Source organism: Polaromonas sp. P4_F9, from assembly GCF_056401235.1.
In genome coordinates, this window is the sequence record NZ_JBFUJT010000026.1 from 41,238 (window position 1) to 64,571 (window position 23,334).

Annotated in this window: 23 protein-coding genes and 1 pseudogene; 6 read left to right on the plus strand and 18 right to left on the minus strand. The window is 59.7% G+C overall.

Annotated elements, in window-relative coordinates:
• Positions 1-19 precede the first annotated feature (19 nt).
• Positions 20-946 (minus strand): adenylate/guanylate cyclase domain-containing protein, encoded by a 927-nt coding sequence (locus AC1DUB_RS20520; RefSeq protein ID WP_477731047.1) that lies wholly within the window; start codon positions 944-946, stop codon positions 20-22.
• A 103-nt stretch (positions 947-1,049) separates the two neighbouring features.
• Positions 1,050-2,477, minus strand: a complete 1,428-nt coding sequence (locus tag AC1DUB_RS20525; protein WP_477731048.1) for an aldehyde dehydrogenase family protein — start codon at positions 2,475-2,477, stop codon at positions 1,050-1,052.
• Between the two features lie 321 nt (positions 2,478-2,798).
• On the opposite strand from AC1DUB_RS20525, the gene AC1DUB_RS20530 reads away from it, so the two are divergent.
• Positions 2,799-3,140, plus strand: a complete 342-nt coding sequence (locus AC1DUB_RS20530) for a hypothetical protein (RefSeq protein WP_477731049.1) — start codon at positions 2,799-2,801, stop codon at positions 3,138-3,140.
• A gap of 125 nt (positions 3,141-3,265) precedes the next feature.
• Here AC1DUB_RS20530 and AC1DUB_RS20535 read toward each other — a convergent pair whose 3' ends face one another.
• The 7 genes from AC1DUB_RS20535 to guaB all read right to left on the minus strand — a co-directional run bounded on the left by AC1DUB_RS20535 (position 3,266) and on the right by guaB (position 10,546).
• Positions 3,266-4,246, minus strand: a complete 981-nt coding sequence (locus AC1DUB_RS20535) for an LD-carboxypeptidase (protein ID WP_477731050.1) — start codon at positions 4,244-4,246, stop codon at positions 3,266-3,268.
• A 17-nt stretch (positions 4,247-4,263) separates the two neighbouring features.
• Complete coding sequence (gene tadA / locus AC1DUB_RS20540) at positions 4,264-5,649, minus strand: tRNA adenosine(34) deaminase TadA (RefSeq protein ID WP_477731051.1); 1,386 nt, start codon at positions 5,647-5,649, stop codon at positions 4,264-4,266.
• Between the two features lie 63 nt (positions 5,650-5,712).
• A complete protein-coding gene (locus AC1DUB_RS20545; RefSeq protein WP_477731052.1) occupies positions 5,713-5,970 on the minus strand; it encodes a hypothetical protein in 258 nt (85 codons plus the stop codon).
• A gap of 1 nt (position 5,971) precedes the next feature.
• Positions 5,972-6,610, minus strand: coding sequence for an FMN-binding negative transcriptional regulator (locus tag AC1DUB_RS20550; protein WP_477731053.1), 639 nt, complete (start codon positions 6,608-6,610; stop codon positions 5,972-5,974).
• A 100-nt stretch (positions 6,611-6,710) separates the two neighbouring features.
• Positions 6,711-7,301 carry a 2'-5' RNA ligase family protein gene (locus AC1DUB_RS20555; protein WP_477731054.1) on the minus strand — a complete coding sequence of 197 codons (591 nt, stop codon included), beginning with the start codon at positions 7,299-7,301 and terminating at the stop codon, positions 6,711-6,713.
• 12 nt (positions 7,302-7,313) lie between these two features.
• Positions 7,314-8,933 (minus strand): glutamine-hydrolyzing GMP synthase, encoded by a 1,620-nt coding sequence (guaA, locus tag AC1DUB_RS20560; protein ID WP_477731055.1) that lies wholly within the window; start codon positions 8,931-8,933, stop codon positions 7,314-7,316.
• Between the two features lie 143 nt (positions 8,934-9,076).
• Complete coding sequence (gene guaB, locus AC1DUB_RS20565; protein WP_477731056.1) at positions 9,077-10,546, minus strand: IMP dehydrogenase; 1,470 nt, start codon at positions 10,544-10,546, stop codon at positions 9,077-9,079.
• Positions 10,547-10,691: 145 nt separating this feature from the next.
• Between guaB and AC1DUB_RS20570 the strand changes: the two genes are divergently transcribed.
• Positions 10,692-11,231, plus strand: coding sequence for a DUF4124 domain-containing protein (locus AC1DUB_RS20570; RefSeq protein ID WP_477731057.1), 540 nt, complete (start codon positions 10,692-10,694; stop codon positions 11,229-11,231).
• Positions 11,232-11,326: 95 nt separating this feature from the next.
• Here the strand turns inward: AC1DUB_RS20570 and AC1DUB_RS20575 are convergent, their stop codons facing one another.
• Complete coding sequence (locus AC1DUB_RS20575; protein ID WP_477731058.1) at positions 11,327-11,656, minus strand: RnfH family protein; 330 nt, start codon at positions 11,654-11,656, stop codon at positions 11,327-11,329.
• Between the two features lie 53 nt (positions 11,657-11,709).
• Complete coding sequence (locus AC1DUB_RS20580) at positions 11,710-12,156, minus strand: type II toxin-antitoxin system RatA family toxin (protein ID WP_477731059.1); 447 nt, start codon at positions 12,154-12,156, stop codon at positions 11,710-11,712.
• A 56-nt stretch (positions 12,157-12,212) separates the two neighbouring features.
• Here AC1DUB_RS20580 and smpB point away from each other — a divergent pair, with 56 nt between their 5' ends.
• Entirely contained in the window at positions 12,213-12,761 is a 549-nt protein-coding gene (smpB, locus tag AC1DUB_RS20585; protein WP_477731060.1) for an SsrA-binding protein SmpB, read from the plus strand.
• Between the two features lie 249 nt (positions 12,762-13,010).
• On the opposite strand, the gene AC1DUB_RS20590 is transcribed toward smpB, so the two are convergent.
• Together AC1DUB_RS20590 and AC1DUB_RS20595 are read right to left on the minus strand one after the other, a co-directional pair.
• Positions 13,011-13,496 (minus strand): hypothetical protein, encoded by a 486-nt coding sequence (locus AC1DUB_RS20590; RefSeq protein WP_477731061.1) that lies wholly within the window; start codon positions 13,494-13,496, stop codon positions 13,011-13,013.
• 414 nt (positions 13,497-13,910) lie between these two features.
• Positions 13,911-14,068: pseudogene (locus tag AC1DUB_RS20595) on the minus strand (IS1380 family transposase); the annotation flags it as partial.
• A 259-nt stretch (positions 14,069-14,327) separates the two neighbouring features.
• On the opposite strand from AC1DUB_RS20595, the gene AC1DUB_RS20600 reads away from it, so the two are divergent.
• From AC1DUB_RS20600 to AC1DUB_RS20610, 3 genes are all read left to right on the plus strand, one after another.
• Positions 14,328-16,022 carry a hypothetical protein gene (locus AC1DUB_RS20600; protein WP_477731062.1) on the plus strand — a complete coding sequence of 565 codons (1,695 nt, stop codon included), beginning with the start codon at positions 14,328-14,330 and terminating at the stop codon, positions 16,020-16,022.
• 109 nt (positions 16,023-16,131) lie between these two features.
• Positions 16,132-16,662, plus strand: a complete 531-nt coding sequence (locus tag AC1DUB_RS20605; protein ID WP_477731063.1) for a hypothetical protein — start codon at positions 16,132-16,134, stop codon at positions 16,660-16,662.
• Positions 16,663-16,896: 234 nt separating this feature from the next.
• On the plus strand, positions 16,897-17,559 hold the full coding sequence (locus tag AC1DUB_RS20610) for a response regulator transcription factor (protein ID WP_477720034.1): 663 nt from the start codon (positions 16,897-16,899) through the stop codon (positions 17,557-17,559).
• Between the two features lie 165 nt (positions 17,560-17,724).
• Here AC1DUB_RS20610 and AC1DUB_RS20615 read toward each other — a convergent pair whose 3' ends face one another.
• The 5 genes from AC1DUB_RS20615 to rbfA all read right to left on the minus strand — a co-directional run bounded on the left by AC1DUB_RS20615 (position 17,725) and on the right by rbfA (position 23,260).
• A complete protein-coding gene (locus tag AC1DUB_RS20615; RefSeq protein WP_477731081.1) occupies positions 17,725-18,855 on the minus strand; it encodes an enoyl-CoA hydratase/isomerase family protein in 1,131 nt (376 codons plus the stop codon).
• A gap of 74 nt (positions 18,856-18,929) precedes the next feature.
• Positions 18,930-19,805 carry a DMT family transporter gene (locus AC1DUB_RS20620; RefSeq protein ID WP_477731064.1) on the minus strand — a complete coding sequence of 292 codons (876 nt, stop codon included), beginning with the start codon at positions 19,803-19,805 and terminating at the stop codon, positions 18,930-18,932.
• 123 nt (positions 19,806-19,928) lie between these two features.
• Positions 19,929-21,752, minus strand: a complete 1,824-nt coding sequence (typA, locus tag AC1DUB_RS20625) for a translational GTPase TypA (protein ID WP_477720036.1) — start codon at positions 21,750-21,752, stop codon at positions 19,929-19,931.
• 33 nt (positions 21,753-21,785) lie between these two features.
• Positions 21,786-22,799, minus strand: a complete 1,014-nt coding sequence (gene truB, locus AC1DUB_RS20630) for a tRNA pseudouridine(55) synthase TruB (protein WP_477731065.1) — start codon at positions 22,797-22,799, stop codon at positions 21,786-21,788.
• A gap of 92 nt (positions 22,800-22,891) precedes the next feature.
• Complete coding sequence (gene rbfA / locus AC1DUB_RS20635) at positions 22,892-23,260, minus strand: 30S ribosome-binding factor RbfA (protein ID WP_477720038.1); 369 nt, start codon at positions 23,258-23,260, stop codon at positions 22,892-22,894.
• Between the last annotated feature and the right edge of the window lie 74 nt (positions 23,261-23,334).

Below are 23,334 nucleotides of genomic sequence, written 5' to 3' on the forward strand. Positions count from 1 at the left end.
CCTGCAGATATGATGGTCTTTAAGGCCCCGGCTGATCGGCAGAGAATTTGAAACGGACAGAGGGAATCGTGGCATCCTCGAAAGACGCACCCAACGCAATTTCACCGTCGACCAGCAACGCGCATTCCTGCCGGCGCAGGGACACGGCAGCCGCGCTGTCGGTGAACCGTACCCAGGTTCCGTAGCTGCTGAAATCCTCAAGATAAAACTTGCCGGCCCGCCACTCGATTTTGGCGTGCATGCGGGACACCCGCGGGTCCGGCACGACAAATTGCGCTTCAAGATCGCGGCCGATAAAAATTGGCAACTGTGTCGAGCTAAAAGTTGAATTCGCCTGCTTCCAGGATAGCTCGATGGCACCCGCGGGAGCAACTGGCTCGGCAACAGGAGGTGGGCCCAGATTGTCTGCCACGGTAAAAAACTCGGACAGCAATTCGTTTTGCCATTCGATCCGATGCACCGCGCAAGCCTGGCTGCGTCCCCGGATCTCCATGGCGCCCAGGTTACGGGACCGCACGGTGCTGCCCGGCACCAGCTGGCTGATGACCGTCTCGGTGGCAAAAATCTGGCCCGGGCCGGACAAATCACTGAGCCGGGAGGCCACATTGACCGCATCGCCAAAGCAGTCGCCGTCCTGCTCCACGATTTCGCCGCGTGCCATACCAACCTGAAGCCGCATTTTGAGCAGTTCAGGCCAGTTACGAATGCGTTCCCGGTGCACCCGCTGCAGTTCTGTGACGGCCTCAATTGCGTCATTGTTCTCGGGAAACACGATGAGCACGCCATCGCCGAGGTATTTCACGACGCGCCCACTGTGGGCATTACAGACCTTGCCGATCCAGTGAGTCAGGCGCGTAATGGCGCGGGTAGCTTTTTCATTACCCAGTGATTCGAAAACTCCAGTGCTTCCTGCGAGATCGGCAAAAACGACGGTGACTTCTGCCATAGTTATTTTTGGTATTTTGTAGTTGTTTTGGGTTATTCAATCATACGCACACAGCTCGAAATTACAAATAGGCACAACTGAAAGCAACCGTCTTGCCGTTACATCAGCTTGTACCAGATTTGAATTGCAACGCCTTGAATTCCAGAAACTCCTCAAACCCATAGACGCCATTCTCCCGCCCATTGCCCGACTGCTTGTAACCTCCAAAAGGCGCATTGCCATTGAAAGGGCCGCCATTGATATCCACCTGGCCGGTGCGAATACGGCGGGCCACTTTCATGGCATGCTCGTCGTTACCACTCCAGACCGCGCCGCCGAGACCGTAGATGGTGCTGTTGGCTATCGCCACGGCCTCTTCCTCATCTTTATAAGGAATGACAACCAGAACGGGGCCAAATATCTCTTCCCGCGCCAGTGTGTCGGTGGCCTTGATGCCCAAAATGGTGGGCTGCACAAAATAGCCCTTGCCCATGGCAGGCGCTTCGGCGCCACCGGCAATCACCTCGGCACCTTCTTCGATACCGGTGCGGATAAACGCGAGCACGCGGTCGCGTTGCGCCGCGCTGACCAAGGGCCCCAATTTGCTGGTTCCGTCCAGGCTGGGACCAATATTGAACCTGGCGATGGCCGCTTGCGCCAGTGCCTTCGCTTCATCATAACGATGGGCCGGCACGAGCATGCGGGTGTGAGCCGAGCAGGTCTGGCCACTGTTGAGCATGCAGGCCGACACCGTGCCTTTGACGGCGGCTTCCAGATTGGCATCGTCCAGWATGACGCTCGCCGACTTGCCACCCAGCTCCAGCGCCACGCGTTTGACAGTCTGGCTGGCCAGCTCGCTCACCCGCTTGCCGGCGCGGGTCGACCCGGTGAAGCTCACCATGTCGACTTCAGGATGTGTGGCCAGCACCTCACCCACTACCGGCCCCATGCCGTTGACCAGATTGAAAACACCGGGCGGCAGGCCGGCTTCGTGAATGATCTCGGCCAGGATCATGGCATTGACAGGTGCAATTTCGCTGGGTTTGAGCACCACGGTGCAACCTGCCGCCATGGCCGGGGCAATTTTGAGCGTGATCTGGCTGAGCGGGAAATTCCACGGCGTGATGCAGCCCACGACGCCCACTGCTTCGCGCACGACCAGGGAGTTGCCAACTTTTTTCTCCCACTCAAAGCTGCGCGCGACTGTGGCAAAGTTGCCCCAATGCCAGACCGGGCCGCCAACCTGCACAGCCCGCGCCATTTTTAGCGGCATGCCCACTTCGCGGGCAATGGCGAGCGCCAGGTCTTCCGCGCGCGCCTTGACGCCTGCCGCGACCTTGTCGAGGTAAGCCGCGCGGGTTTCCACCGGCAACGTCGACCAGCTGTCAAAAGCGGCACGTGCCGCCAGCACGGCAGCTTCAGCTTCGGCGGCGGTGCCGCTGGGCACCGTCGCCAACAGGGCTTCGGTGCTGGAGTCGTAAACCGGCAGGGTTTCCGAAGACCTGGCGGTGACCCACTGGCCATTGATGTAGTGGGCTGGATAGGCAGTCATGGGCATGGTCATGTCGGTCTTGAAAGGCGGGGGAAATGCAGAGGAAATACAGGGGAAATGTGGGGAAATGTAATTAAGCGGACGGGCGAACTTTTAGCGACGCGCGGGGTACGCGCTGTAGTGCAAAAGAGTTAGTTAGTGTTTATAACCAGAATCGACTTGACATTTGGTTACTAACTCCTTGATTCATTTGTTGTTTTGCGTTAACCAATTTGCGAAATAACTTGCATCAAAGCCGTAGCGCTCTTAATCTACCAGAACAAGTGATCAGGCGTGAACGTAGGCACAACCCGGATAACCCGGCAGAAAGTTTCGAACTCCATGGATTGGTTAAGAACCCATTTGAAAAGCAGTTTGATGGTCTTGCTCGGCTCTGGCGAGGCTTCACCGTCTCTGCTGGAAGACCGTACCGAGGATATTCGCCAGTTCATTCTGGATGAGCTGGGCGACTTCGGCGAGCAACACTATCCCAAAATTACACGCCGAATACGGTACGCCCAGGATCCGCAGGGCCTGTGGTACGCGCGCGGTGACGTGATGGCTGTGCTGGCCGCCATCCACGGAGAAACCATTGCACGCGAAAAAATTAATCGTATCAACGACAAATTTAAAGGCCTGTTGCCGCGCGGCCTGAGTTCACGGCCGAGCTCCCTCACTGCCTGACACCTCGGACACCTGACACCATCAACCAGCCTTGTGCTGGTTTATTTTTGGGTGTTTTTGGGTATTTTGGGGTTTTCTCGCGGGTAGCATGGCCTCAGTGGCGGTTGACCACCAACCTCATCAATCTAATGCTGGTGGCCCCACAACAAAAATGCATCCCTGCCCTCAACAGCCAGCGTGGTTTTACAACCCACTGGCAGCAGCACTTTGGTCGCCACGTGGCCAAACGGCAGTCCGGTCAGCACCGGCGCCTTGATCTGGCTCTGCAGCCAGGCTGCCACCGAAGGTAGTTTGAAACCCTTGTCATGCGGCACCAGCCTGTAATTGGTGAACTGCCCAAAAATGACCGCCTTTTGTTGTGCCAGCACACCCGCATACAGCAGTTGCGTGAACATGCGCTCCACCCGGTAGGGATGTTCGCCAACATCTTCGACAAACAAAATACCGCCCTTGACGATGGGCAGGTAGGGCGTTCCCACCAATGACGACAAAATCGCCAGGTTGCCTCCCCACAGAACGGCATTCTTGATGCTGAATTGAGTTTCAGCCCCCTTCAAACCCGGGTTGTCGGCTATTGAATTCATGGCGGATTTCGGGAGTTGCCAGCCGGTGCCCTCGCCCTGACCCGTGATCAGGTCGTCAAAACAGGCTTCCATGATGTCGTCGGGAGGGACTTCGGTGCCAAAGTCTTCGCCCAGCGCCGGCCCCGCCCATGTGACCGCGCCGGTTTTGGCCAGCACAGCCGACTGAAACGCAGTGAAGTCACTAAGGCCCACGAATTGCGTGCCCTTGTCGATGGCCTTGGCCACAGCCTTGTAGTTGATGCCCGGCAGGATGCGCGTAAGGCCGTAGCCGCCGCGGGTAATGAGGGCCACATCGGCGCCGCTGGCAGCCGCGCGGTGGATGGCCGCCAGCCGGGTTTCGTCATCGCCGGCAAAACGCTGGTGCCTGGCCAGCGCAGCCTCGTCAATTTCAACCTCATGGCCCAGCGCCGTCAGGCGCCGCACGCCGCGTTTGAAGCTCGCTTTGTCGCGCACGGCGCTGGAAGGCGAGTAAATGTAGATATGTTTTTTCACAGGCAGGAGTATCCCATTGCTGATCTGCATCCATGCGGGGTTTCAGGTCACCGTTTGAAGAAGCCGACCGCATGCCTGGCAATTGGCTCACCGTGCTCCTGCACGAAATGCCCGGCCTGCTCCAGCACCATGGGTGCGTCGCAGCCGCGAATAATGCCTTGCAACGCCTGCATGACCGGCAGGCCGAGGACTGGGTCCTGGGCGCCGACAGCCATGAAGGTCTGCCCGGTCCAGCGGTTCTGCCAAAACTCGCGCGCCTCCCTGGAGATGGCGGCGCCATCGGCGTCTTCGGATTCCGGCACCATCGGCGCAAAGGCGCGCAACGCAGCACGATGGCCTTTGTCCGGGAAGGGGGCGTTGTAGGCCGCGCATTCATCAGGACTCATCTGCGGGTTGCCACGGGCAAAAAGGCGAGCCACATCGAAATCCGGGTTTTTGGCGCACATCTCGCGCCATGCTCTGAAACCAGGTGACAGCGACACATCACCGGTAGCCAGCATGGTGTTCATGACCAGCAGGCCCTTGTAGCGCAACGGAGCAACCATTGGCAATGTCAGGCCAAGCAACCCGCCCCAGTCCTGTACGACGAGCACGACGTTTTGCAGGTCTAGCCGATCCACCAGTTCCAGGAGGATCTGGCGATGGACGCCAAAGCTGTGAAAGCTGTCTTTCTTGGGTTTGTCGCTTTTGCCAAAACCGATCAGGTCAGGCGCGACCACCCGGTGGCCTGCCTGCAAAAAGACCGGGATCATTTTCCGGTACAGGTAGCTCCAGGCGGGATTGCCGTGCAAGCACAAATAGGTCAAGCCCCCCGGGCCGCCCTCGCCTTCGTCAAGGTAGTGCATGCGCAGCCCGTCCAGCGCCGGCAGGTCGCTGACATAGCGGGGCGGCCACGGATAGCCCGGCAAATCATCGAAAGCCGCATCGGGCGTGCGCAGCGCATCGTCACGCAGCGGATGGTTCAGCCGGGACTCTTCGCGCTTGTCGGCCCGGCGCCGGCGAAAAAACGCCTGCAGCAACTCGCCGCATTCCTCCGCCAATACGCCACCTTGCCACCCGGTTTGATGGTTCAGCCGGGATTCCGCAAACAGGTTGATGACCGAGCCTGCCGCGCCGGTTTTGGGGTCGGTCGCGCCGAACACCACGCGCTGGAGCCGGGCGTGCAGCATCGCGCCGCTGCACATGGCGCAGGGCTCCAGCGTGACAAACAGTTCGCACTCATCCAGCCGGTAGTTGCCCAACGCCTGCGCTGCCGCGCGCAGGGCGATGATCTCGGCATGTGCCGTCGGGTCATTCGCGTCAACCGGCGCGTTGCGACCCGTGGCAATGACCTCGCCATGTCGCACCACGACAGCCCCCACCGGCACTTCCCCCACCGCCGCGGCTTCACGGGCCTGCGCCAGCGCGAGTTGCATAAAGAAGGCGTCATCCATGATTGCTATGATTTTAATAGCCTCAAGAGCATTACCTGCCTGAGCGGGCGGGGGTTTAACAGCTTACTTGTCATCGGGCATGGGGCGGGCCTGTTGCAGGGTGCCCTCCACCGTTTGCAGGACCTGCTGCTGGATCTGCTGGCTCTGCGCCTGGGGTGTCGCACCCGGAAGCGGCACCGGCACGGACGCCATCGGGTCATTGGCCATCGGCGCCTGCGCTCTGGTGGGTGCAGCCGACAAGCCGCTCATCTGCCTTTTCGCCAGCAATCCGACCGTGGCCAGCACGATCACCAGGCTCAAAATTCCAAGGGCAATACGCATTTCAATCTTTCAGGGGCTGGAGGGTGTCGGCGTTCATACCCAGCTGATCCATCCAGCGGGCCAGGGCCCGCTCATTTTCATTGCCAGAGGCATAGATCGCTTTCATTGCGGCATGCGCTTCGGGCCTGTGCTGGTTGATTTTCAGCTTGCACTGCACGTCGGTCACCTGCAGCTCGAACGCCACAATACCGGCCAGCATTTTCCGGGCAAACTCGTCACCCAGGCCGCGCCACTGTTCGGCATAAGGCGGCTCATGGTCACCGATCAGCTTTTTCAGCAGGCGGTCTTTGCCTTCGGGCTCTTCAATCAGGCTTGCCTGGACGGTGCAGTGCACGGCGAGGTAGTTCCAGGTCGGTACACGCGCCAGGTCGGGGTAGACCTTGGGCGACATGTATGCGTGCGGCCCGAGAAATGTCACGACAGCCTGCGGGCGGGCCTGCAGATAACGCCAATGCTGATTCGGCTTGGCCACATGGCCCAGCAACACCAACTGGCCGTTTCGCTCTTCCAGATGCAGCGGCAAATGGGTGACGTAAGGAAGACCCGTGTCATCCACGCTGATCAGGCTGGCGAAGGGATGGTCCTTGATCAGCGCCGCGGCCTGCGCGCGGTCGCCCTTGAATTGGGGGGACAAGTACATGTCCCAAAGCATAGGCGAAAAATGGCAGCGTGGCTTGTCACACCGAGAAGGCCTGAACCTTGGCTCATCCCTCCGGTGGGGAGCTCTTGCCTGTGATCCGTCAGCCGTGCAACGGCCAGCGTGCGAGGGCCACATGCCGGGTCTGACCGAGCAGGCTGTGCACGAGGACGAACTCGTGCGCGGTCCAGCTGATGGTCTCGACGGCCTGCTCGGCGACACTGCGGTCATCGTAAAGCAAGGTCACGTGCGGCGTGTAGCCCGGTTTGGCCCAGCGCCCGAGCCCGGCCTTCTTCATCGCCATCCCCAGCGCCTGCTGGAATTCCATCAATGCGGCGACGCCATCGCTCCCGCGCAGCACGAAGGGCCGGTTGCGCGGGGCGTTGGTGAAGCTCGCCGCCCGTTCGAACGCGACCTCGAACGGCGCCATGCTGGTGACGGCCGCTGCCGCTTTGTCCGCCATGGCGACGACGTCACGCGGCACACCCACGTAGTCGCCAAGGTGATGCAACGTGACATGGAAACGCTCCCGCGCGAGCGGCCGGCCATGCAATTCATGCTCGCCGCGCAGCTGCAGCGCAAGCTCTGCGATGCGCGCGGAGGCGTTCGTGTCGGGGAAGATGGCAAAGAACAGCCTGTCCGTCGGCTGCTGCGGCGCGGCATCGAACCCGGGTAATGACGATTGCTCGGGCATGAGGTCAGCCCTTTATTCCCACTCGATCGTTGCGGGCGGCTTGCTGCTCACGTCGTAAGTGACGCGATTGATGCCGCGCACTTCATTGATGATGCGGCTGGAGACCTTCTTGAGCAAGGCGTAAGGCAGTTCCGCCCAGTCGGCGGTCATGAAGTCGCTGGTCTGCACAGCGCGCAGCGCCACCACATAGTCATAAGTGCGGCCGTCGCCCATCACGCCCACGCTTTTCACCGGCAGGAAGACGGTGAAGGCCTGGCTGGTCAGGTCGTACCAGGTCTTGCCGGACTCGGCATCCCTGAAGTTGCGCAGTTCTTCGATAAAGATGGCATCGGCCCGGCGCAGCAGGTCGGCGTACTCTTTTTTGACTTCGCCCAGAATGCGCACACCCAGGCCCGGCCCGGGGAAAGGATGGCGATACACCATGTCGTGAGGCAGGCCCAAGGCCACGCCCAGCTCACGCACTTCGTCCTTGAACAGCTCGCGCAGCGGCTCGAGCAGCTTCAGGCCCAACTGCTCGGGCAGGCCGCCGACGTTATGGTGGCTCTTGATGGTGACGGCTTTCTTGCTCTTGGCGCCGCCGGATTCGATGACGTCGGGGTAGATCGTGCCCTGGGCCAGCCATTTGGCGCCTTTGTGGCCGCCGTCGCCGGCCTTGAGCCTGGCCGCCTCGGCCTTGAACACTTCGACAAACTCGCGGCCTATGATCTTGCGCTTGGCTTCCGGTTCGCTGACACCGGCGAGATGTCCGAGAAACTGGTCGCTGGCATCCACCCGGATGACCCTGGCGTGCAGCTTGCCGACAAACATGTCCATGACCATGTCGCCCTCGTTCAGCCGCAGCAGGCCGTGGTCGACGAAGACGCAGGTCAGCTGGTCGCCGATGGCGCGGTGAATCAGGGCCGCCGCGACGGAGGAGTCGACGCCGCCCGACAGGCCAAGGATGACTTCCTCATCGCCGACCTGCTGGCGGATCTTCTCGACGGCTTCGCTGATGTAGTCGCCCATGATCCAGTCCTGCCGGGTGCCGCAGATGTCGAGCACAAAGCGCTTGAGGATGGCATTGCCCTGCTTGGTGTGCGTGACTTCGGGGTGGAACTGCACCGCGTAGAAACGGCGCTCTTCATCGGCCATGCCGGCGATCGGGCATGAATCGGTGGAAGCCATGAGCTTGAAGCCTGGCGGCATTTCGGTGACCTTGTCGCCGTGACTCATCCAGACGTCGAGCATGCCCTGGCCTTCGGGCGTGGTGTAGTCGGCAATGTCCTTGAGCAGCGCCGTGTGGCCGCGAGCCCGAACGTCAGCCGAGCCGAATTCGCGCTTGTGCCCGCCTTCGACCTTGCCGCCTAGCTGGTGCGCCATGGCCTGCATGCCGTAGCAAATGCCCAGCACGGGGATGCCCAACTCGAAGACCGACTGGGGCGCCTTGTCGGTGGTTTCTTCGTAGATGCTGGCATGGCTGCCGGAGAGAATCACGCCTTTGAGCGCGCCGTCTTTGGCGTAGTTACGGACCCATTCGTCGCTGACGTCGCAAGGGTGGACTTCACAGAACACATGAGCGTCGCGTACACGGCGGGCAATCAGCTGGGTGACCTGGGAGCCGAAATCGAGAATGAGGATTTTCTGGTGTTGCATTTGATTGAGTCAGTTGCTACGGACAAGGGCAAACCGGGGAAACGTGAAAGCCAACTGCGGCCGCCGCGCCGGGCCGCCCCAAGCAAGGCCAGCCCCCTCGGGGGGCAGAGAGCTACACGAAGTGAGCGAACGTGGGGGTCACATCAATCGGCCCGGTAGTTCGGCGCTTCCTTGGTGATCTGCACGTCGTGGACATGGCTCTCGCGAATGCCTGCGGAGGTGATTTCCACAAATTCGGCCTTGTTGCGCATGTCGTCAATGGTGGCGCAGCCGCAATAACCCATGCTGGCACGCAGGCCGCCGGCCATCTGAAAAACGATGGCAACCATGGAGCCTTTGTAAGGCACGCGGCCTTCGATGCCCTCGGGCACCAGCTTGTCGGCATTGGGGTTGCCTGTGCTGGATTCCTGGAAGTAGCGGTCCGCGCTGCCCTGCTGCATGGCTCCAATGCTGCCCATGCCGCGGTAGCTCTTGTAGCTGCGCCCCTGGTACAGGATGACTTCGCCCGGCGCCTCTTCGGTACCTGCAAACATGCCGCCCATCATGACGGTATTGGCGCCCGCGGCAATCGCTTTGGCGATGTCGCCGCTGTAGCGGATGCCGCCATCCCCAATCAGGGGAACGCCGGTGCCCCGCAAGGCCATCGCCACGTTGTCGATCGCCATGATCTGCGGCACCCCGACACCGGCAACGATGCGGGTGGTACAGATGCTGCCGGGGCCAATACCCACTTTGACGCCATCTGCACCGGCTTCTGCCAGCGCCAGCGCGGCTGAGCCGGTGGCGATATTGCCGCCAATGACATCAACCTGGGGATAGTTCCGCTTGACCCAGCGCACGCGGTCGATCACGCCTTTGCTATGCCCGTGGGCGGTGTCCACCACAATGGCGTCCACCCCGGCCTTGACCAGCGCTTCAACGCGCTCTTCGGTGCCCTCACCCACCCCGACGGCGGCGCCCACGCGCAACTGGCCATGTGCATCGCGCGCCGCATTGGGGAAAGTGGTTTGTTTGGTGATGTCCTTGACGGTGATCAGGCCCTTGAGCTCGAAGTTGTCATTGACCAGCAGCACGCGCTCCAGGCGGTGTTTGTTCAAAAGCGCCTTGGCATCGGCCAGCGAGGCGGTTTCGGAGATGGTGATCAGGCGCTCGCGCGGCGTCATGATGGTGCTGACCGGCACATCCATGCGGGATTCGAAGCGCATGTCGCGCCCCGTCACAATGCCGACAACCCTGCCGCCATCGATCACGGGGAAGCCGGAAATGCCGAGTTGCTCGCTCAGGGCCATGACCTGCCGGACGGTATGGGTGGGGGTGATGACCACCGGGTCACGTAGCACACCGCTCTCATAGCGCTTGACTTTCGCCACTTCGGCGGCCTGCTGCTGGGGCGTCAGGTTTTTATGGACGATGCCGATGCCGCCCTCCTGCGCGATGGCAATGGCCAGCCGGGCTTCGGTGACCGTGTCCATGGCCGCCGACACGAGCGGCAGGTTCAGGCGGATGTTGCGGGAGAACTGGGTGGAAAGTGAAGTGTCCTTGGGCAGGACCTGGGAGAACGCTGGCACCAACAATACGTCGTCGAAGGTGAGCGCTTTGCCGAGTAGGCGCATAGGGATAGCTCCAAAAACACGATTGTACCCTTGTCCCAAAAGCCCTCGGTACTAACCCTTGTGCCCATTTCTTGCCTCAGTTGCAAAAATACAGCACGCTTGGCAAACATGCGGAAACCGCCCACGGCGGCGCTACACTGACCGGATGGACTTCAAACTTGCTTCAAAAACCCTGATTTTGGCTCTCGCCGGCGCATCATTTGCGCTCACGGCGGCCGCCCAATGGCAATGGATCGACAAGGACGGCCGCAAAGTCTTTAGCGACCGCTCACCGCCAGCCGACATCAAGGAAAAAGATATTTTGAAACGGCCTGGCAGCAGCACACGAATGGCCGCCACAACGGCCCCTGTCCCCGCAGCCGAGGCGGCCGTGTCGCCCGCTGCAGCAGCGTCGGCAGCAGGCAAGGCCGGCGCGCCCCAGCTGTCAGGCAAGGATGCTCAGCTGGAGGCCAGGAAAAAGCAGGCGGAAGACGAACAAGTTGCCAAAAAGAAGGCTGAAGAAGAGAAACTCGCCAAGGTCAAGGCTGAAAACTGTGATCGGGCCAAGCGTGGCCTTGTTACCTTCGATTCAGGTGTCCGGGTATCCATCACCAATGCAAAAGGTGAACGGGAATTCATGGATGACAAGGCTCGCGCTGCTGAGACCAAACGGCTGCAGGACATCACCGCTGCCGATTGCAAATAAGGCGGAGCGCATAAGCCCGAGGGGCAAGCGTGGCAAACGCATGGCCTCATGCCCTCGCCGCAAGAACCCTCCTGCGGAGATCACATTTTCCCCCGTCAGTAACCCGCTTTACCGCCTGTGCGGGTTTTGACAAACAGGCCCGCCGTCCTGGCCCCCTGCCGTTTAAACCGCTCGCGCCGTGCCACTTTGGGATCTACCTGCAGACCGCGGTAGATTTCCAGCCGGTCCGAGTCATGCAGGGTATGGCCCAGGCTGGTTTTTCGACCCCAGATACCCATCACAAGGCGGACATTTCGCAGCGATGGAAATTCTTGAAAAATGCCGCTGGCCACCAGCGCCTGCGCTACGGTGGTGCCCGTCGCAAGCTCAAGAACCCATTCGCGGACCTGCCGGGGGCCGGGTGAATAAACAAGCCAGATTTTCATGCCATTCTTGACGCCCACTCGGCCCGTCACGTCAGGTCGCGCCACGCAATGGTTCAGACCTCACCGTAGACATCGGCAGCCCGTTTGACAAAAGCGTCCACCAGGCTGCCGGCAATCTTGTCGAATACCGGCCCCACCAGCGCCGCCAGCGCGGCATTGTCAAAGTCGTAGCGCAAAGTGAAATCGACTTTGCAGGCACGCTGGCTGCCGTTACCCAGCGGGTGAAAGTCCCAATGGCCATCCAGTTTTGAAAAAGGCCCGTCTACCAGCTTGAGGCTGACTTTACGGTCTTTTTCGTGGGTGTTGCGCGTCGTGAAGCTCTGCGACAGGCCGGCGATGGAAATGCCCACCTTGGCGGTCATGCCGGCCTCGGTTTCATCAAGTACCGCAGCCTGGTCGCACCAGGGCAAAAACCGGGGATAGCTGGCGACGTCGGTGACCAATGCAAACATTTCGGCTGCGCTGTACCAGATCAGAACGGACTTGTGAACAGTTTTCATACAATCAAAGGCTGGGCGCAATTGTATTAGCCGATGGCGCCCCTACCTTTTTAGCCATGGCCACCAAAGAAGCACCCTCCTCCAAAAAAACAGCCGCGGCCTCATCCTCGGGAAAAGCTGACACCAAAGCTTCCGCCAAGGCAGCAGCGGCCGCAGTGCGTATTGCCGACAACAAGAAAGCCATCTTCAACTACCACATCGAAGAGCGCTTTGAGGCCGGCATGGTGCTTGAAGGCTGGGAGGTGAAGTCTGTGCGCGAGGGCAAGGTGCAGCTCACCGATGGCTATGTGGTGATTCGCGGCGGCGAGCTCTTCATCATTGGCTGCCAGATCAACCCGCTGGGGACGGCATCCACCCACGTTCGCCCTGATTCAGTGCGGACCAAAAAGCTGCTGATGCACAAGGACGAGATTCGCCGTTTGGTAGGCAAGGTCGAACAGAAAGGCTTCACCCTGGTACCGCTGAACATGCACTGGAAAGCGGGCAAGGTGAAGTGCGAGATCGGCCTGGCCAAGGGCAAGGGCGAGCACGACAAGCGGGACACCATCAAGGACCGCGAAGGCAAGCGCGAGGTGGAGCGCGCGATGAAGTCCAGAAGCCGATAAGCGGTCAGTGCCGGGTAAATAAGTCCTGGTCAGGCTGCTGCTTCCTGACAAGCTATTTGATAGCAAATGACAGCAAATGGCRGCAAATTTGGCAGCAAGCAGGAGCAACGCGGCCATGTGGCGATTCATCTTCAACACGCGTGGCCTGCAGCAATTTTAGATCCGGAAATGCGGGATACAAAAGATATCCCGCATTCACTTATGGCACCCGATGTGACACCCGATGTGACACCCGGTTTGGCACCTGGGTCATAGAGTGGAGCATTGCTGCAAAGAGGCACGGAAAATTCTTGCGAAAGTTCCTGTGATTTCATCTGGACTAACCTGATTGGTCGTGTCTGTCAGCACCACGTTCGTGTATTTGACGCAGGCTAACACCATGTCCTGGCCAGAGGGGCAGGAGAACGTTCCAGATGACGGAGGGCCAGCCAGAAGACTGCCTTGGACGCGTCCGTTTTTGGCCTTGAATGTGCCCTCTGCAACATCCAGGGCCGATGGGCCTACCTTGTTGGTCGCTGAAGGGTTCTTCCCGCCCTTGTTAAAGCAAGCGTACACAGCAGCACCATTTGCAGACAGTGTGTAGTTCACATTCCCGTTACCGAGGCCAGTCTCATCGAAAGACACCACAAGGGCTCCGTCGCTGTTGACACTGGCTTCTGCACTCATGAAATGGGCGGCTGCCAGAGCAGAACCAGCAACGACAGCAAGCGCCGTTGCTAATAACAATTTTCTCATTTCAACCTCCATGTAATAAGCATTTACTACATTGAAAAACTTACCTTTATCTTCCCTTTATCCTTCGCACGAAGACCACTTTTGCCACGCTCACATCCTGTGAGTTTTTGACAGTTTGTGTCCATCCAGCGGAGAACAATCCAATCCTAGAGTTCGAACTTTTGGCTCGCAATACTCCGAATCGAGTATTGAAAGATCTTGCCCGCCAAGCTCCGTAACCCGCATATTTCACGCGGTTCCCCAAGGTAGGCTGGAACCCGATTTTGCGGGGGATGAGGTCATCGCTCAGGCCACAAAGATGCGGGCAGGCATTTGTTTGTTTTTGTGTTTGGCGTAAGTCGCAACCGCCTCAACCTCGGCCTGGATTGCAGGCCATTTGGGTGTCAACGCGCGGGCCAGGCACTTGTTGGGAGTTCAGGGTGAGCGAAGTTGGCTCACGGCGTGCGCGAAGATGTCAGTGCCAGACCAATTGGCGGCCAGGTAAGGCGGATGCGCCGCGTGTTGCAGGTGACCACGACTGCGAGTTTGTGCCGCTTGATGCGCAAGGTGTCAACTTGAGCTTTGGCCAAAGCCATTCCCCGCATCCGCGGCCGTCCTGGGCGTACTCCCGATTTCCCGAGAATTTCCGTCGCAGATCGATCACAAAAGCTATCGCGCGGGTGCGACGGATTGTGTCCTCTGCAACAAGCTGTACTCCGAACGGATGATAGCGAATCACCACCCCTGTTACTACCATTTCATTAATGCAGGAGTCTTTTGAGTCCTGTGTTGCCCGGGCGCAATGCCAGGCTGAGATTTGTAACTTTACTAACTGTAGCAAGGAGGAAGGTCATGAATACACTTTCGGTTACCCATGTCTGTCGCCGGCTATTCGGTGCTATCGCCGGCGTGCTTATTGCTGTGGCGCTGGGAATAACGCCGGCGCATGCAGTTCTGAATGATGGCTTCTTTGAACTGGACGGTAACACCGCGGATCCGTCGGGCGCCAGCCTGCCGGACGACTGGAACAGCTTTCCTGCCGGCCAAGGACACACGACGCGAATTACGAATCCAGACCTGAGCTTGGGTCCATTCCTCGGAATCATCAACGATACCAATCCGGCGGTGTTCCGCAACGGTTCCAAGGATATCCAGGACATCAGCGCCTGGCGGTATGACCTGGGCTCTTCGCCGCCCAAAGACGACATGCTCCACGCCTACGCGGCCGCATATACCGCCACCACCACCACCGCCACCACCACGGCCGGTGACCTGCTGATTTACTTCGGCGCCGACCGCGCCAAATTTAGCGGCACGGCAAGCCTGGGCTTCTGGTTCTTCAAAAATCCGGTGGCAAGGAATGACGCGACAGGCAGCTTCATCAACCCCATCACCAACGGGCCAGCGACGCATGGGGAAGGAGATGTACTGCTGGCTTTCGAGTACACCAATGGCGGCGCAGTAACTGATGTCCATTGGTATAAATGGACCTCCGGTGCTCTGCTGGATATGGGAACGATCGGGGTTTCGCAAACCAACATCGCCGGGGTGTCCTGCGACCCGAACGACAAGCTCTGCGGCTCCACCAGCAGCGGAAACTTGACCCTTCCCTGGAACGGGACGATACAGGCGGGGCAGTTCTTCGAAGGCGGTGTGAATATCCAGAAACTGTTGCCAGGCAGCGACTCCTGCTTTTCTGCGTTCATGGCAACCAGCCGGTCGTCGGATCAGCCCAATGCAGCGATCAAGAACTTTCTCCTGTCGAGCTTCCCGGTGTGCCATTTGGCAGTGACCAAGGTGTGCTTGGGCGCCGAGTTCCAGTCGGCTACCAATACGATATTGAATACCGTCGGAGGCAGTGTCGTGAATGATGGCGGCGGGCCCCTGACGAACATCACGGTGGGCGACAACCCCGCGTTCGATGCAGGCACCTTTGGATTCTTCACCTGCAACAATGGTTTGCCGACCACAACACCGCAGTCTCCCGCCACGCTGGCAGCCGGTGCTTCGATATGCTACAAGGGTCAACACACTTCCAATACCGTGTCAACACTTGACACGGTGACCGCAAGTGCATCGACTGGTTCTGGCACGGTGTCAGGCACGGCAAGTACCACCTGCACCGCAACGCCTCCCAACGCGGGCCTGTCCGTGACGAAGATCTGCGACGTGGACCTGGAGCTTGTGAGCGGCAAGCTTGCGCTGAAAGTCAACTACAGTGGTTCAGTGACCAATGGCGACCTTGCCTTGACCGGGGTGGAGGTTTGCGAGGCTCATGAGCAGACCTATACAGGGACTCAAACGCCGTGCGATGTTACCCACACCACGCATACCATCGGCAACCTGGCTGCGGGTGCGTCGGCCCCTTACAGTGGGTCTTACTACCCAACGCAGGCGTTGACAGCGGGAGGCCTGTCGACACTGGCCGATCCGGAACTGACCGTGTTCAAAGACCAGGTCATGGCCCGTGGAACCAAGCCGGCAATTGTTGGCGGAGGCATCCAGAACTCAGCGCCAAACGAGGCCACATGCCCGCTGTGCAAGTAATTTCATAGCGATTTGGCATTGATCCAAGCCAACCGGGGATGGCGACTGAAGAAGTCGCCATCCCCATTTAGTCAACTTGTTAAACGCATTGCATTGAAGAGGTATCGCCATGGATCACAAGTCAGGGTGGAAACCTTTTGCAGCACTGTTGGTAGCGCTGACCATCATCGGTGGGTCGTCATGGTATGTGACCAGGCAGAACACCGGAAGCACCAGCCATGAAGTCCCGGCAGTGGTTTCGAATGGGCAGGCTCCTGCTGACATGGGGGGAGAAAAATCCGCCATGCTGGCGTCGCCTTTTGGCCTGCACGGTCAAAAGACAGAAACTGCCGGCGTCACCGGCCGCTGGATCGGCGGGCTGGATGTTGGCGGTGGAAACAGGGTGCAAGTCAGCTTTAACCTGCGGGCGACAGACGGCCAGCTGACCGGAACGGCCACATTTCCGGTCGGTGAAGGCAGCATCGAGGACGGCAAAATCATGGGCAACCAGTTGTCGTTTTCCACGCGTCACCGGCTGCAGTCGACGGGGCAAATCCTGGTCACCAGATTCGCAGGCGAAATGTCCGACGGCACGATAGCCCTCCGGATGCATACGGAAGGCGGTGAAAGCCGGTTCACCATCAATCAGGTTTCGCGTTAATGCGGAATCGATGGTCGACCGCGTGTGAGAGGCATGAATGGCGTGCGCTTCATTGCATGGAAATTGTGCCCTTTATCACAAAATGTCTATATTTTTTCAAAAATATGTAACCATTTTCGCCTGGATATGGTAATGAAATCTATTCGGGACTAGAGTTCAAAAGTGAAGGAAAAAGAGAGGGATCGGCTCCAAAGTCACCCGCCGGGTCCGATTTTGGATAGCGATCAACACATCATGTCCACCATCACCGTACTGAATATCAGCGACGACATCGTCCTTCATGAGTCCTGGCGAACTGCGTTGGCCCCCCACGCCGACCTTAACCTGATGGACGGAGTCAGAAATACCCTGCAGCTCCTGCGCGTCACGCGAAGCGTGACACCGGACGTTTTTCTACTGGATTGGCGCTTTCAATTCGACGACGGATCGCCACTCCTGCCTCGAATACACATGATCAGCCCGGAAACAAAAACCATCCTGTTTTGTGACGTGATGGGCCACCGCGAGGTTGTTGATGCCGCGGCACATGGCGTCAAAGGTCTGGTCCCCAAAAAATCGCCGCCGGAGCAGTGGCTGAAGGCCATTCGGGTCGTCCATGGTGGAGATATCTGGATCAACCGCAAACTGATGGCAGAAGCGCTGGAGGTGCTGTCGCATCGACCCGGCCACCACAACTTGTTGGCTGAACTGGAGCCCGGGATTCTGACGAAAAGGGAATGGGAAGTCGTTCATTGGGTCGGCATGGGCATGACCAACAAGGAAATCGCCCGGGCGATGACCATCAGTGATAACACGGTGAAAACCCACCTGCAGCATGTCTTCGGCAAGCTGAAAGTCGGACGGCGCCTGCGTTTGCCGATAGACGACGCCGACCCGGTTTTGGCCTCTACTTACTGATGTGGGCCGGCGGGCAGGCTGGCGGCTGAGTCGGCCTCGAGCCTGCTTATTCCCGCGGTGGTTTCCTCGCCGTTTTCCCTGCCTGGCGCACGGAAGTCGCAACCGGCCGGTAGCATCCCTTCGCCTTCGCCGGACCCAGGCGCAAAGCCTGGGCGAGAGGACGACTCAGCAAAGATCGCGTAGCGGGTGCAGTTCTGCACTCCAGGGGCTGGCAAAAAAGGCATCTGTCATGCCCGGCTTCACGTCCTCAATGCGTGGCGGACTCCAGCGGGGCTTGTAGTCCTTGTCGATGGCCAGTGCGCGTATGCCCTCCACCGTCTCGCTTTGTGCGCCCGGATGCAGGTGAAAGCAGTGATGCACCATGTCCCGCTCCATGCGTAAATCGTCGGCCAGGTTCATACCGCGTGCCTTGCGAATCTGTTCCAGCGTCACATGCAGCATCAAGGGCGATCGCATGCGCAGCTTTGCCGCGGTTTTCGCCGCCCAAGGATCGTCGGCAGCCTCCAGCGCGTCAATGATGTGCTTCACGCGAAGCAAGGAAAAATAGGCATCAATTTTGACGTCAGCCATTATGGGGCGGGAATTTTCCGCTATTAATTCAGTAGCAATCCACTCCTCTGCATCAGTGGCCGAGGTGAAGAGCCGGCTGCCCAGATCGTTCCACAGGTCTGGCAACCGGGCAGCATTGCACTTGATGTCCGCCAGGCCAAAGGCTATCGCTTCGTCGGCGCCGATCACCTCACCGGTCAGCGCCAGGTACTCGCCGGCATGGCCCGGGCAGCGGCTCAGGAAGTAGCCGCCCCCGACGTCCGGAAACAGGCCGATCTGGGTTTCGGGCATGGCCATTTTGGTTTTCTCGGTCACGATACGGACTTTCGCGCCTTGACTGATGCCCATGCCGCYGCCCATCACGATGCCATCCATGAAGGCGATGTAGGGCTTGGGGTAGGTATGAATCAGGTGATTGAGGGCGTACTCCTCGGTGAAAAAGTCGTCCAGGGCCGGATCTCCTGCCAGCGCAACCTGGTGAAAAAACCGTATATCGCCGCCGGCACAAAAACCGCCAAAGAGGCTTTCCGGGCTGCCCGGCCGGCCAATCTTGTTGGTGCCGCGGATCGCCACCAGCAGAACAGACGGGTCGTCCCGCCAGGCCCGCAGGATGCCTGAAAGATCCCTGACCATTTGCAGCGACAAGGCGTTGAGCGCCTTGGGCCGGTTCAGGGTGATAAGCCCGGCGCTTCCGCGCCGCTCCACAAGAATGTCGCTTTTCACTTCTGCGCCTGCCGGCCCTGTCATCACGCCCTTCTCGCCCATGTTCCCCTCACCCATGTGTCCCTCACTCATGTGCTCCTCACCGCTGTTCTTTTCACTCATGCTCTTTGCCTCCATCCAACCAATTCATTGATGACCAGCGCAGCGATCACCAGCGCCCCACCCGTCAGCACGCTGGCGCCGGGCACTTCATTGGCGCCGATCCAGGCCAGAAGAATGCCAAAAATCACCTCCAACAGGGCCAGCAATGCCACTTCCGGGGCTTTGAGTACACCGGCGCACAGCACTGACAGCACGCACGGAATGGCCAACTGAACCAGCCCCAGCAGTGCCAGCAAGCCCATGTCATGCGGGGTGGCGGATAAAGGAAATGACAACGGCAGGGTCACGACCGAGGAAATCACCGCTCCCAAGAGCACAGCGGGAACCAGGTCAATTTTCTGGCCATGTGCATGGCTGTGTTGCACAACGGTCCAGTTGCTGGCGCCGGCCAGTGGCACCAGCAGCGCCACCAGGGTTCCGCCGAGATGACTGGCCAGGTCCGTTTGTCCCCCGTACATCCAGGCAATGCCGGCGCCGGCCATGGCTATGGCGAACCATGTCCGCGGGGGGATTCGATGGCCGATAAAGATGCGGGCCAGCAGCGCCGTGAGAAATGGGCCAATCGCCATGGTCACCAGCACATTGGCCACGGTGGTCAGCGTGAGCGCCACCATGAAGGCCGTGAACATCACGCTCCAGCAAATACCCGAGAGCCAGAACGTGAAGCCGCCTTGGCGGATCTTTGAAAACACGGCCCTGCCCTGAAAGACAGGCAGGATCACCAGCAGCGAGATCGCGGTGAAAAAGCTGCGCCAGAAGGTGATTTCAAAGCTGCGGGCGGATTCCAGGTGGCGGGTAACAACCCCGGCGATGGACCACATCAGGGTCACACCAACCATCAGCACAACAGCGCGGGAATGCGTGAGTTTCATGAATGCCATTAGCCAGTGAGCCCGTGATATGGATGCAAAGATAAAAGAGCCGCTGTCATGCAGCGGCTCTTTTACGTTGCCGATTCAATGCCCTGTCAAGGCCGCCGCAGCGGCAGCCTGGGCTTAGCGGCCGGCGCGCTTGCGATCGCTTTCCTTCAGGTGGCGCTTGCGCAGGCGGACGGACTTGGGCGTGATTTCAACCAGTTCGTCATCCTCGATGAACTCGACACCGTATTCCAGCGTCAGCTCAATCGGCGGCGTGATCTTGATGGCATCTTCCTTGCCGGACACGCGGAAGTTGGTCAACTGCTTGGTGCGTGTGGCGTTCACCACCAGGTCGTTGTCGCGGCTGTGAATGCCAACGATCATGCCTTCGTACACCGGGTCGTTGGCCCTGACGAACATGCGGCCGCGGTCGTCCAGCTTGCCAAGGGCGTAGGTGAAAATTTCGCCGTCGTCCATGGAGATCAGCACGCCGTTTTTACGGCCGCCGATGTCGCCCTTGTGCGGCTCGTAGCTGTCGAAGATGTTGGAGATCAGGCCAGTGCCGCGCGTCAGGTTCAGGAATTCATTGGTGAAACCGATCAGGCCGCGCGCCGGGATGCGGTATTCCAGACGCACACGGCCACGGCCGTCCGGCTCCATGTTGACCAGCTCGCCCTTGCGCTCGCCCAAGGCTTGCATCACGCCGCCCTGGTGCTGGTCTTCGATGTCGGCGGTCACCATTTCGATGGGCTCGTGGCGCACGCCATCCACATCCTTGAACACCACGCGCGGCTTGGACACAGCCAGTTCGAAGCCTTCGCGGCGCATGTTTTCCAGCAAAATGGTCAGGTGCAGTTCGCCGCGACCCATGACTTCAAAGATACCTTCTTCGTCGGTTTCCTTGACGCGCAGGGCGACGTTGTGCTGCAGTTCTTTTTGCAGGCGGTCCCAAATCTGGCGACTGGTGACGTACTTGCCCTCACGGCCGGCCAGCGGGCTGGTGTTGACGCAGAAGTTCATGGTCAGGGTCGGTTCATCGACCTTGAGCATGGGCAGCGGTGCCGGATTGGCCGGGTCGGTGATGGTCACGCCAATGCCGATGTCAGTGAGGCCGTTGATCAACACAATTTCGCCTGGACCGGCGTCCGTGGCCTGCACGCGCTCCAGTCCCTGGAAGGTCAACACCTGGTTGATCCGGCCCTTGACGGCCTTGCCATCCGGGCCTTCCATCACCACGACGTCCATCATGGGCTTGATCGTGCCCTGGCTAATGCGGCCTACGCCAATTCGCCCCACGAAGGTCGAAAAATCGAGCGCAGAAATTTGCAACTGCAGCGGCGCTGCTGGATCACCTTCCTGGTGAGGCACATGCTTGAGGATGGTATTGAACAGGGCCGACATGTCGGGGCCCCACTGTTCGTTTGGCGGACCCTCTTCCAGCGAAGACCAGCCATTGATGCCCGAAGCGTAGACCACGGGAAAATCCAGCTGCTCATCGGTGGCACCTAGCTTGTCGAACAGGTCGAATGCGGCATTGACCACGTAATCGGGGCGCGCACCGGGCTTGTCCACCTTGTTCACCACCAGGATGGGCTTCAGGCCCAGGGCCAGCGCTTTCTTGGTCACAAAGCGCGTCTGGGGCATGGGGCCTTCCTGCGCATCGATCAGCAGCACCACACCGTCAACCATGGACAAGGCGCGCTCCACTTCGCCACCGAAGTCAGCGTGGCCGGGGGTATCGACGATGTTGATGTGCGTACCTTCCCAGGTCACGGCGCAGTTCTTGGCCAGAATGGTGATGCCACGCTCTTTTTCGATGGCGTTGTTGTCCATCACGGTGTCGACCACTTTTTCATGCTCGGCAAAGGTGCCGGACTGACGCAGCAATTGGTCAACCATGGTGGTTTTGCCGTGGTCAACGTGGGCGATGATGGCGATGTTGCGGATTTGCTTATGACTCATGGTTCGCTTTCTAAAAACTTCTAATCGGTGGCACTAAACCGTTGCGGCGCTTGCCGCAGGGTTGGAAATAACAGGCGGACGCGGGGCCAGCATGTCCTGGATTTCAATCGGGCTGAGCAGGCGCCCCGGAATCAACTCGTCGGCCGTGACATGGGCCGAGCCGAGAAAAGCCGCCGGGTCGCTACCGTACACCTGCACCAGCGCCGCGTCCGGACCCCATTGGCCAGGGCTGCCGCGACGGCGCAGGCCGCTCAAAAAGCGCCCTGCATTATCGGCATCGAGTGTGACAACCGGATAGTTGGCGACGAGCGACTGAACTGGCAGCAGGCAGGCTTCGCGCTGCTGCTCGCTCATGGCTTCCAGCGCCGGCAGGCCCACGCACTGCGAAGCGACGTAGCCGCCGGTCTCCAGCCGCCTCAGGGACCCGAGGTGAGCGCCGCAGCCGATCGCCTCGCCGATGTCTTCACCAAGCGTGCGAATGTAGGTGCCTTTGCTGCACGTCACTGTGATTTTGATAGCTGCCGGCGCCCGCTCGTCATGGGTCAGGGCCATATCCAGCTTGTAAATCGTGATGTGGCGCGCTTCCCGTTCCACGTCTTCGCCTTTGCGCGCGTATTCGTACAGTGCCTTGCCGTCTTTCTTGAGCGCGGAATACATGGGCGGAATCTGCGCCAGCGGGCCGGTAAAACGCCGGGTCAGGGCTGCGAGCAGTTCGGGGGTGATCTCGGGAACGGGGCGCGTCTCGATGACGTCGCCCTCGGCATCGGCCGTCGTGGTTTTCCGGCCCAACAGGAGCACGGCTTCATACGTCTTGTCGGCGTCCAGCTGGATCTGGCTAAACTTGGTCGCAGCCCCAAAGCACAGCGGCAGCACGCCAGTGGCCAGCGGATCCAGCGTACCCGTATGCCCGGCCTTGTCGGCGCGCAACAGCCATTTGGCTTTTTGCAGCGCCTGGTTGCTCGACAGGCCCAGCGGCTTGTCGAGCAGCAACACGCCGTGCACGGGACGTCGCTGAATCTTCTGGCGATGAGTAGAGGTTTGCGTCATAAAGTTTCGACAGGCTCAGCGAACGGGACTCACCCGAGCGCTCCGTTGGCACCGTTGTCCCTGAACCTGTCATCAAGGGGAACGGCGCGAACTCAGTCGTCTTGTGCGCGGGAAGAAACCGCCTTGGCAATCAAGGCGTTCATGTCTGCCGCACGTTCAGTGGTGCGGTCAAAGTGGAAATGCAGGGTGGGCACCGTGTGCGTCATCAGGCGCTTGAACAGGCCGTTGCGCAGGAAGCCGGCGGCCTGATTGAGCGCTTCTTCGCACGCTTTCGGGTCGCCGACCAGTACACTGAAAAACACCTTGGCGTGCGCATAGTCGGGCGTGACTTCAACCGCCTGAATGGTCACCATCCCGACCCGCGGGTCTTTCAGCTCGCGCGCGATCAGCTCCGTCAGATCCCGCTGGATCTGATCGGCAACGCGGAAGCCGCGGTTGGGGGTGGATGACTTTTTACGCATGGAACAAAGGTTTGGACTTGCAATGATCAATCAGGGCGCCCGCCAGCCCCAAAAGGGCTGGCCGACTGCCTGTT

Coding starts and splice junctions, on each gene's coding strand:
- AC1DUB_RS20520 (WP_477731047.1), bottom strand. CDS start 946: ATGGCAGAAGTCACCGTCGTTTTTGCCGATCTCGCAGGAAGCACTGGA.
- AC1DUB_RS20530 (WP_477731049.1), top strand. CDS start 2,799: ATGGATTGGTTAAGAACCCATTTGAAAAGCAGTTTGATGGTCTTGCTC.
- AC1DUB_RS20535 (WP_477731050.1), bottom strand. CDS start 4,246: ATGCAGATCAGCAATGGGATACTCCTGCCTGTGAAAAAACATATCTAC.
- tadA (WP_477731051.1), bottom strand. CDS start 5,649: ATGGATGACGCCTTCTTTATGCAACTCGCGCTGGCGCAGGCCCGTGAA.
- AC1DUB_RS20545 (WP_477731052.1), bottom strand. CDS start 5,970: ATGCGTATTGCCCTTGGAATTTTGAGCCTGGTGATCGTGCTGGCCACG.
- AC1DUB_RS20550 (WP_477731053.1), bottom strand. CDS start 6,610: ATGTACTTGTCCCCCCAATTCAAGGGCGACCGCGCGCAGGCCGCGGCG.
- AC1DUB_RS20555 (WP_477731054.1), bottom strand. CDS start 7,301: ATGCCCGAGCAATCGTCATTACCCGGGTTCGATGCCGCGCCGCAGCAG.
- guaA (WP_477731055.1), bottom strand. CDS start 8,933: ATGCAACACCAGAAAATCCTCATTCTCGATTTCGGCTCCCAGGTCACC.
- guaB (WP_477731056.1), bottom strand. CDS start 10,546: ATGCGCCTACTCGGCAAAGCGCTCACCTTCGACGACGTATTGTTGGTG.
- AC1DUB_RS20570 (WP_477731057.1), top strand. CDS start 10,692: ATGGACTTCAAACTTGCTTCAAAAACCCTGATTTTGGCTCTCGCCGGC.
- AC1DUB_RS20575 (WP_477731058.1), bottom strand. CDS start 11,656: ATGAAAATCTGGCTTGTTTATTCACCCGGCCCCCGGCAGGTCCGCGAA.
- AC1DUB_RS20580 (WP_477731059.1), bottom strand. CDS start 12,156: ATGAAAACTGTTCACAAGTCCGTTCTGATCTGGTACAGCGCAGCCGAA.
- smpB (WP_477731060.1), top strand. CDS start 12,213: ATGGCCACCAAAGAAGCACCCTCCTCCAAAAAAACAGCCGCGGCCTCA.
- AC1DUB_RS20590 (WP_477731061.1), bottom strand. CDS start 13,496: ATGAGAAAATTGTTATTAGCAACGGCGCTTGCTGTCGTTGCTGGTTCT.
- AC1DUB_RS20600 (WP_477731062.1), top strand. CDS start 14,328: ATGAATACACTTTCGGTTACCCATGTCTGTCGCCGGCTATTCGGTGCT.
- AC1DUB_RS20605 (WP_477731063.1), top strand. CDS start 16,132: ATGGATCACAAGTCAGGGTGGAAACCTTTTGCAGCACTGTTGGTAGCG.
- AC1DUB_RS20610 (WP_477720034.1), top strand. CDS start 16,897: ATGTCCACCATCACCGTACTGAATATCAGCGACGACATCGTCCTTCAT.
- AC1DUB_RS20620 (WP_477731064.1), bottom strand. CDS start 19,805: ATGAAACTCACGCATTCCCGCGCTGTTGTGCTGATGGTTGGTGTGACC.
- typA (WP_477720036.1), bottom strand. CDS start 21,752: ATGAGTCATAAGCAAATCCGCAACATCGCCATCATCGCCCACGTTGAC.
- truB (WP_477731065.1), bottom strand. CDS start 22,799: ATGACGCAAACCTCTACTCATCGCCAGAAGATTCAGCGACGTCCCGTG.
- rbfA (WP_477720038.1), bottom strand. CDS start 23,260: ATGCGTAAAAAGTCATCCACCCCCAACCGCGGCTTCCGCGTTGCCGAT.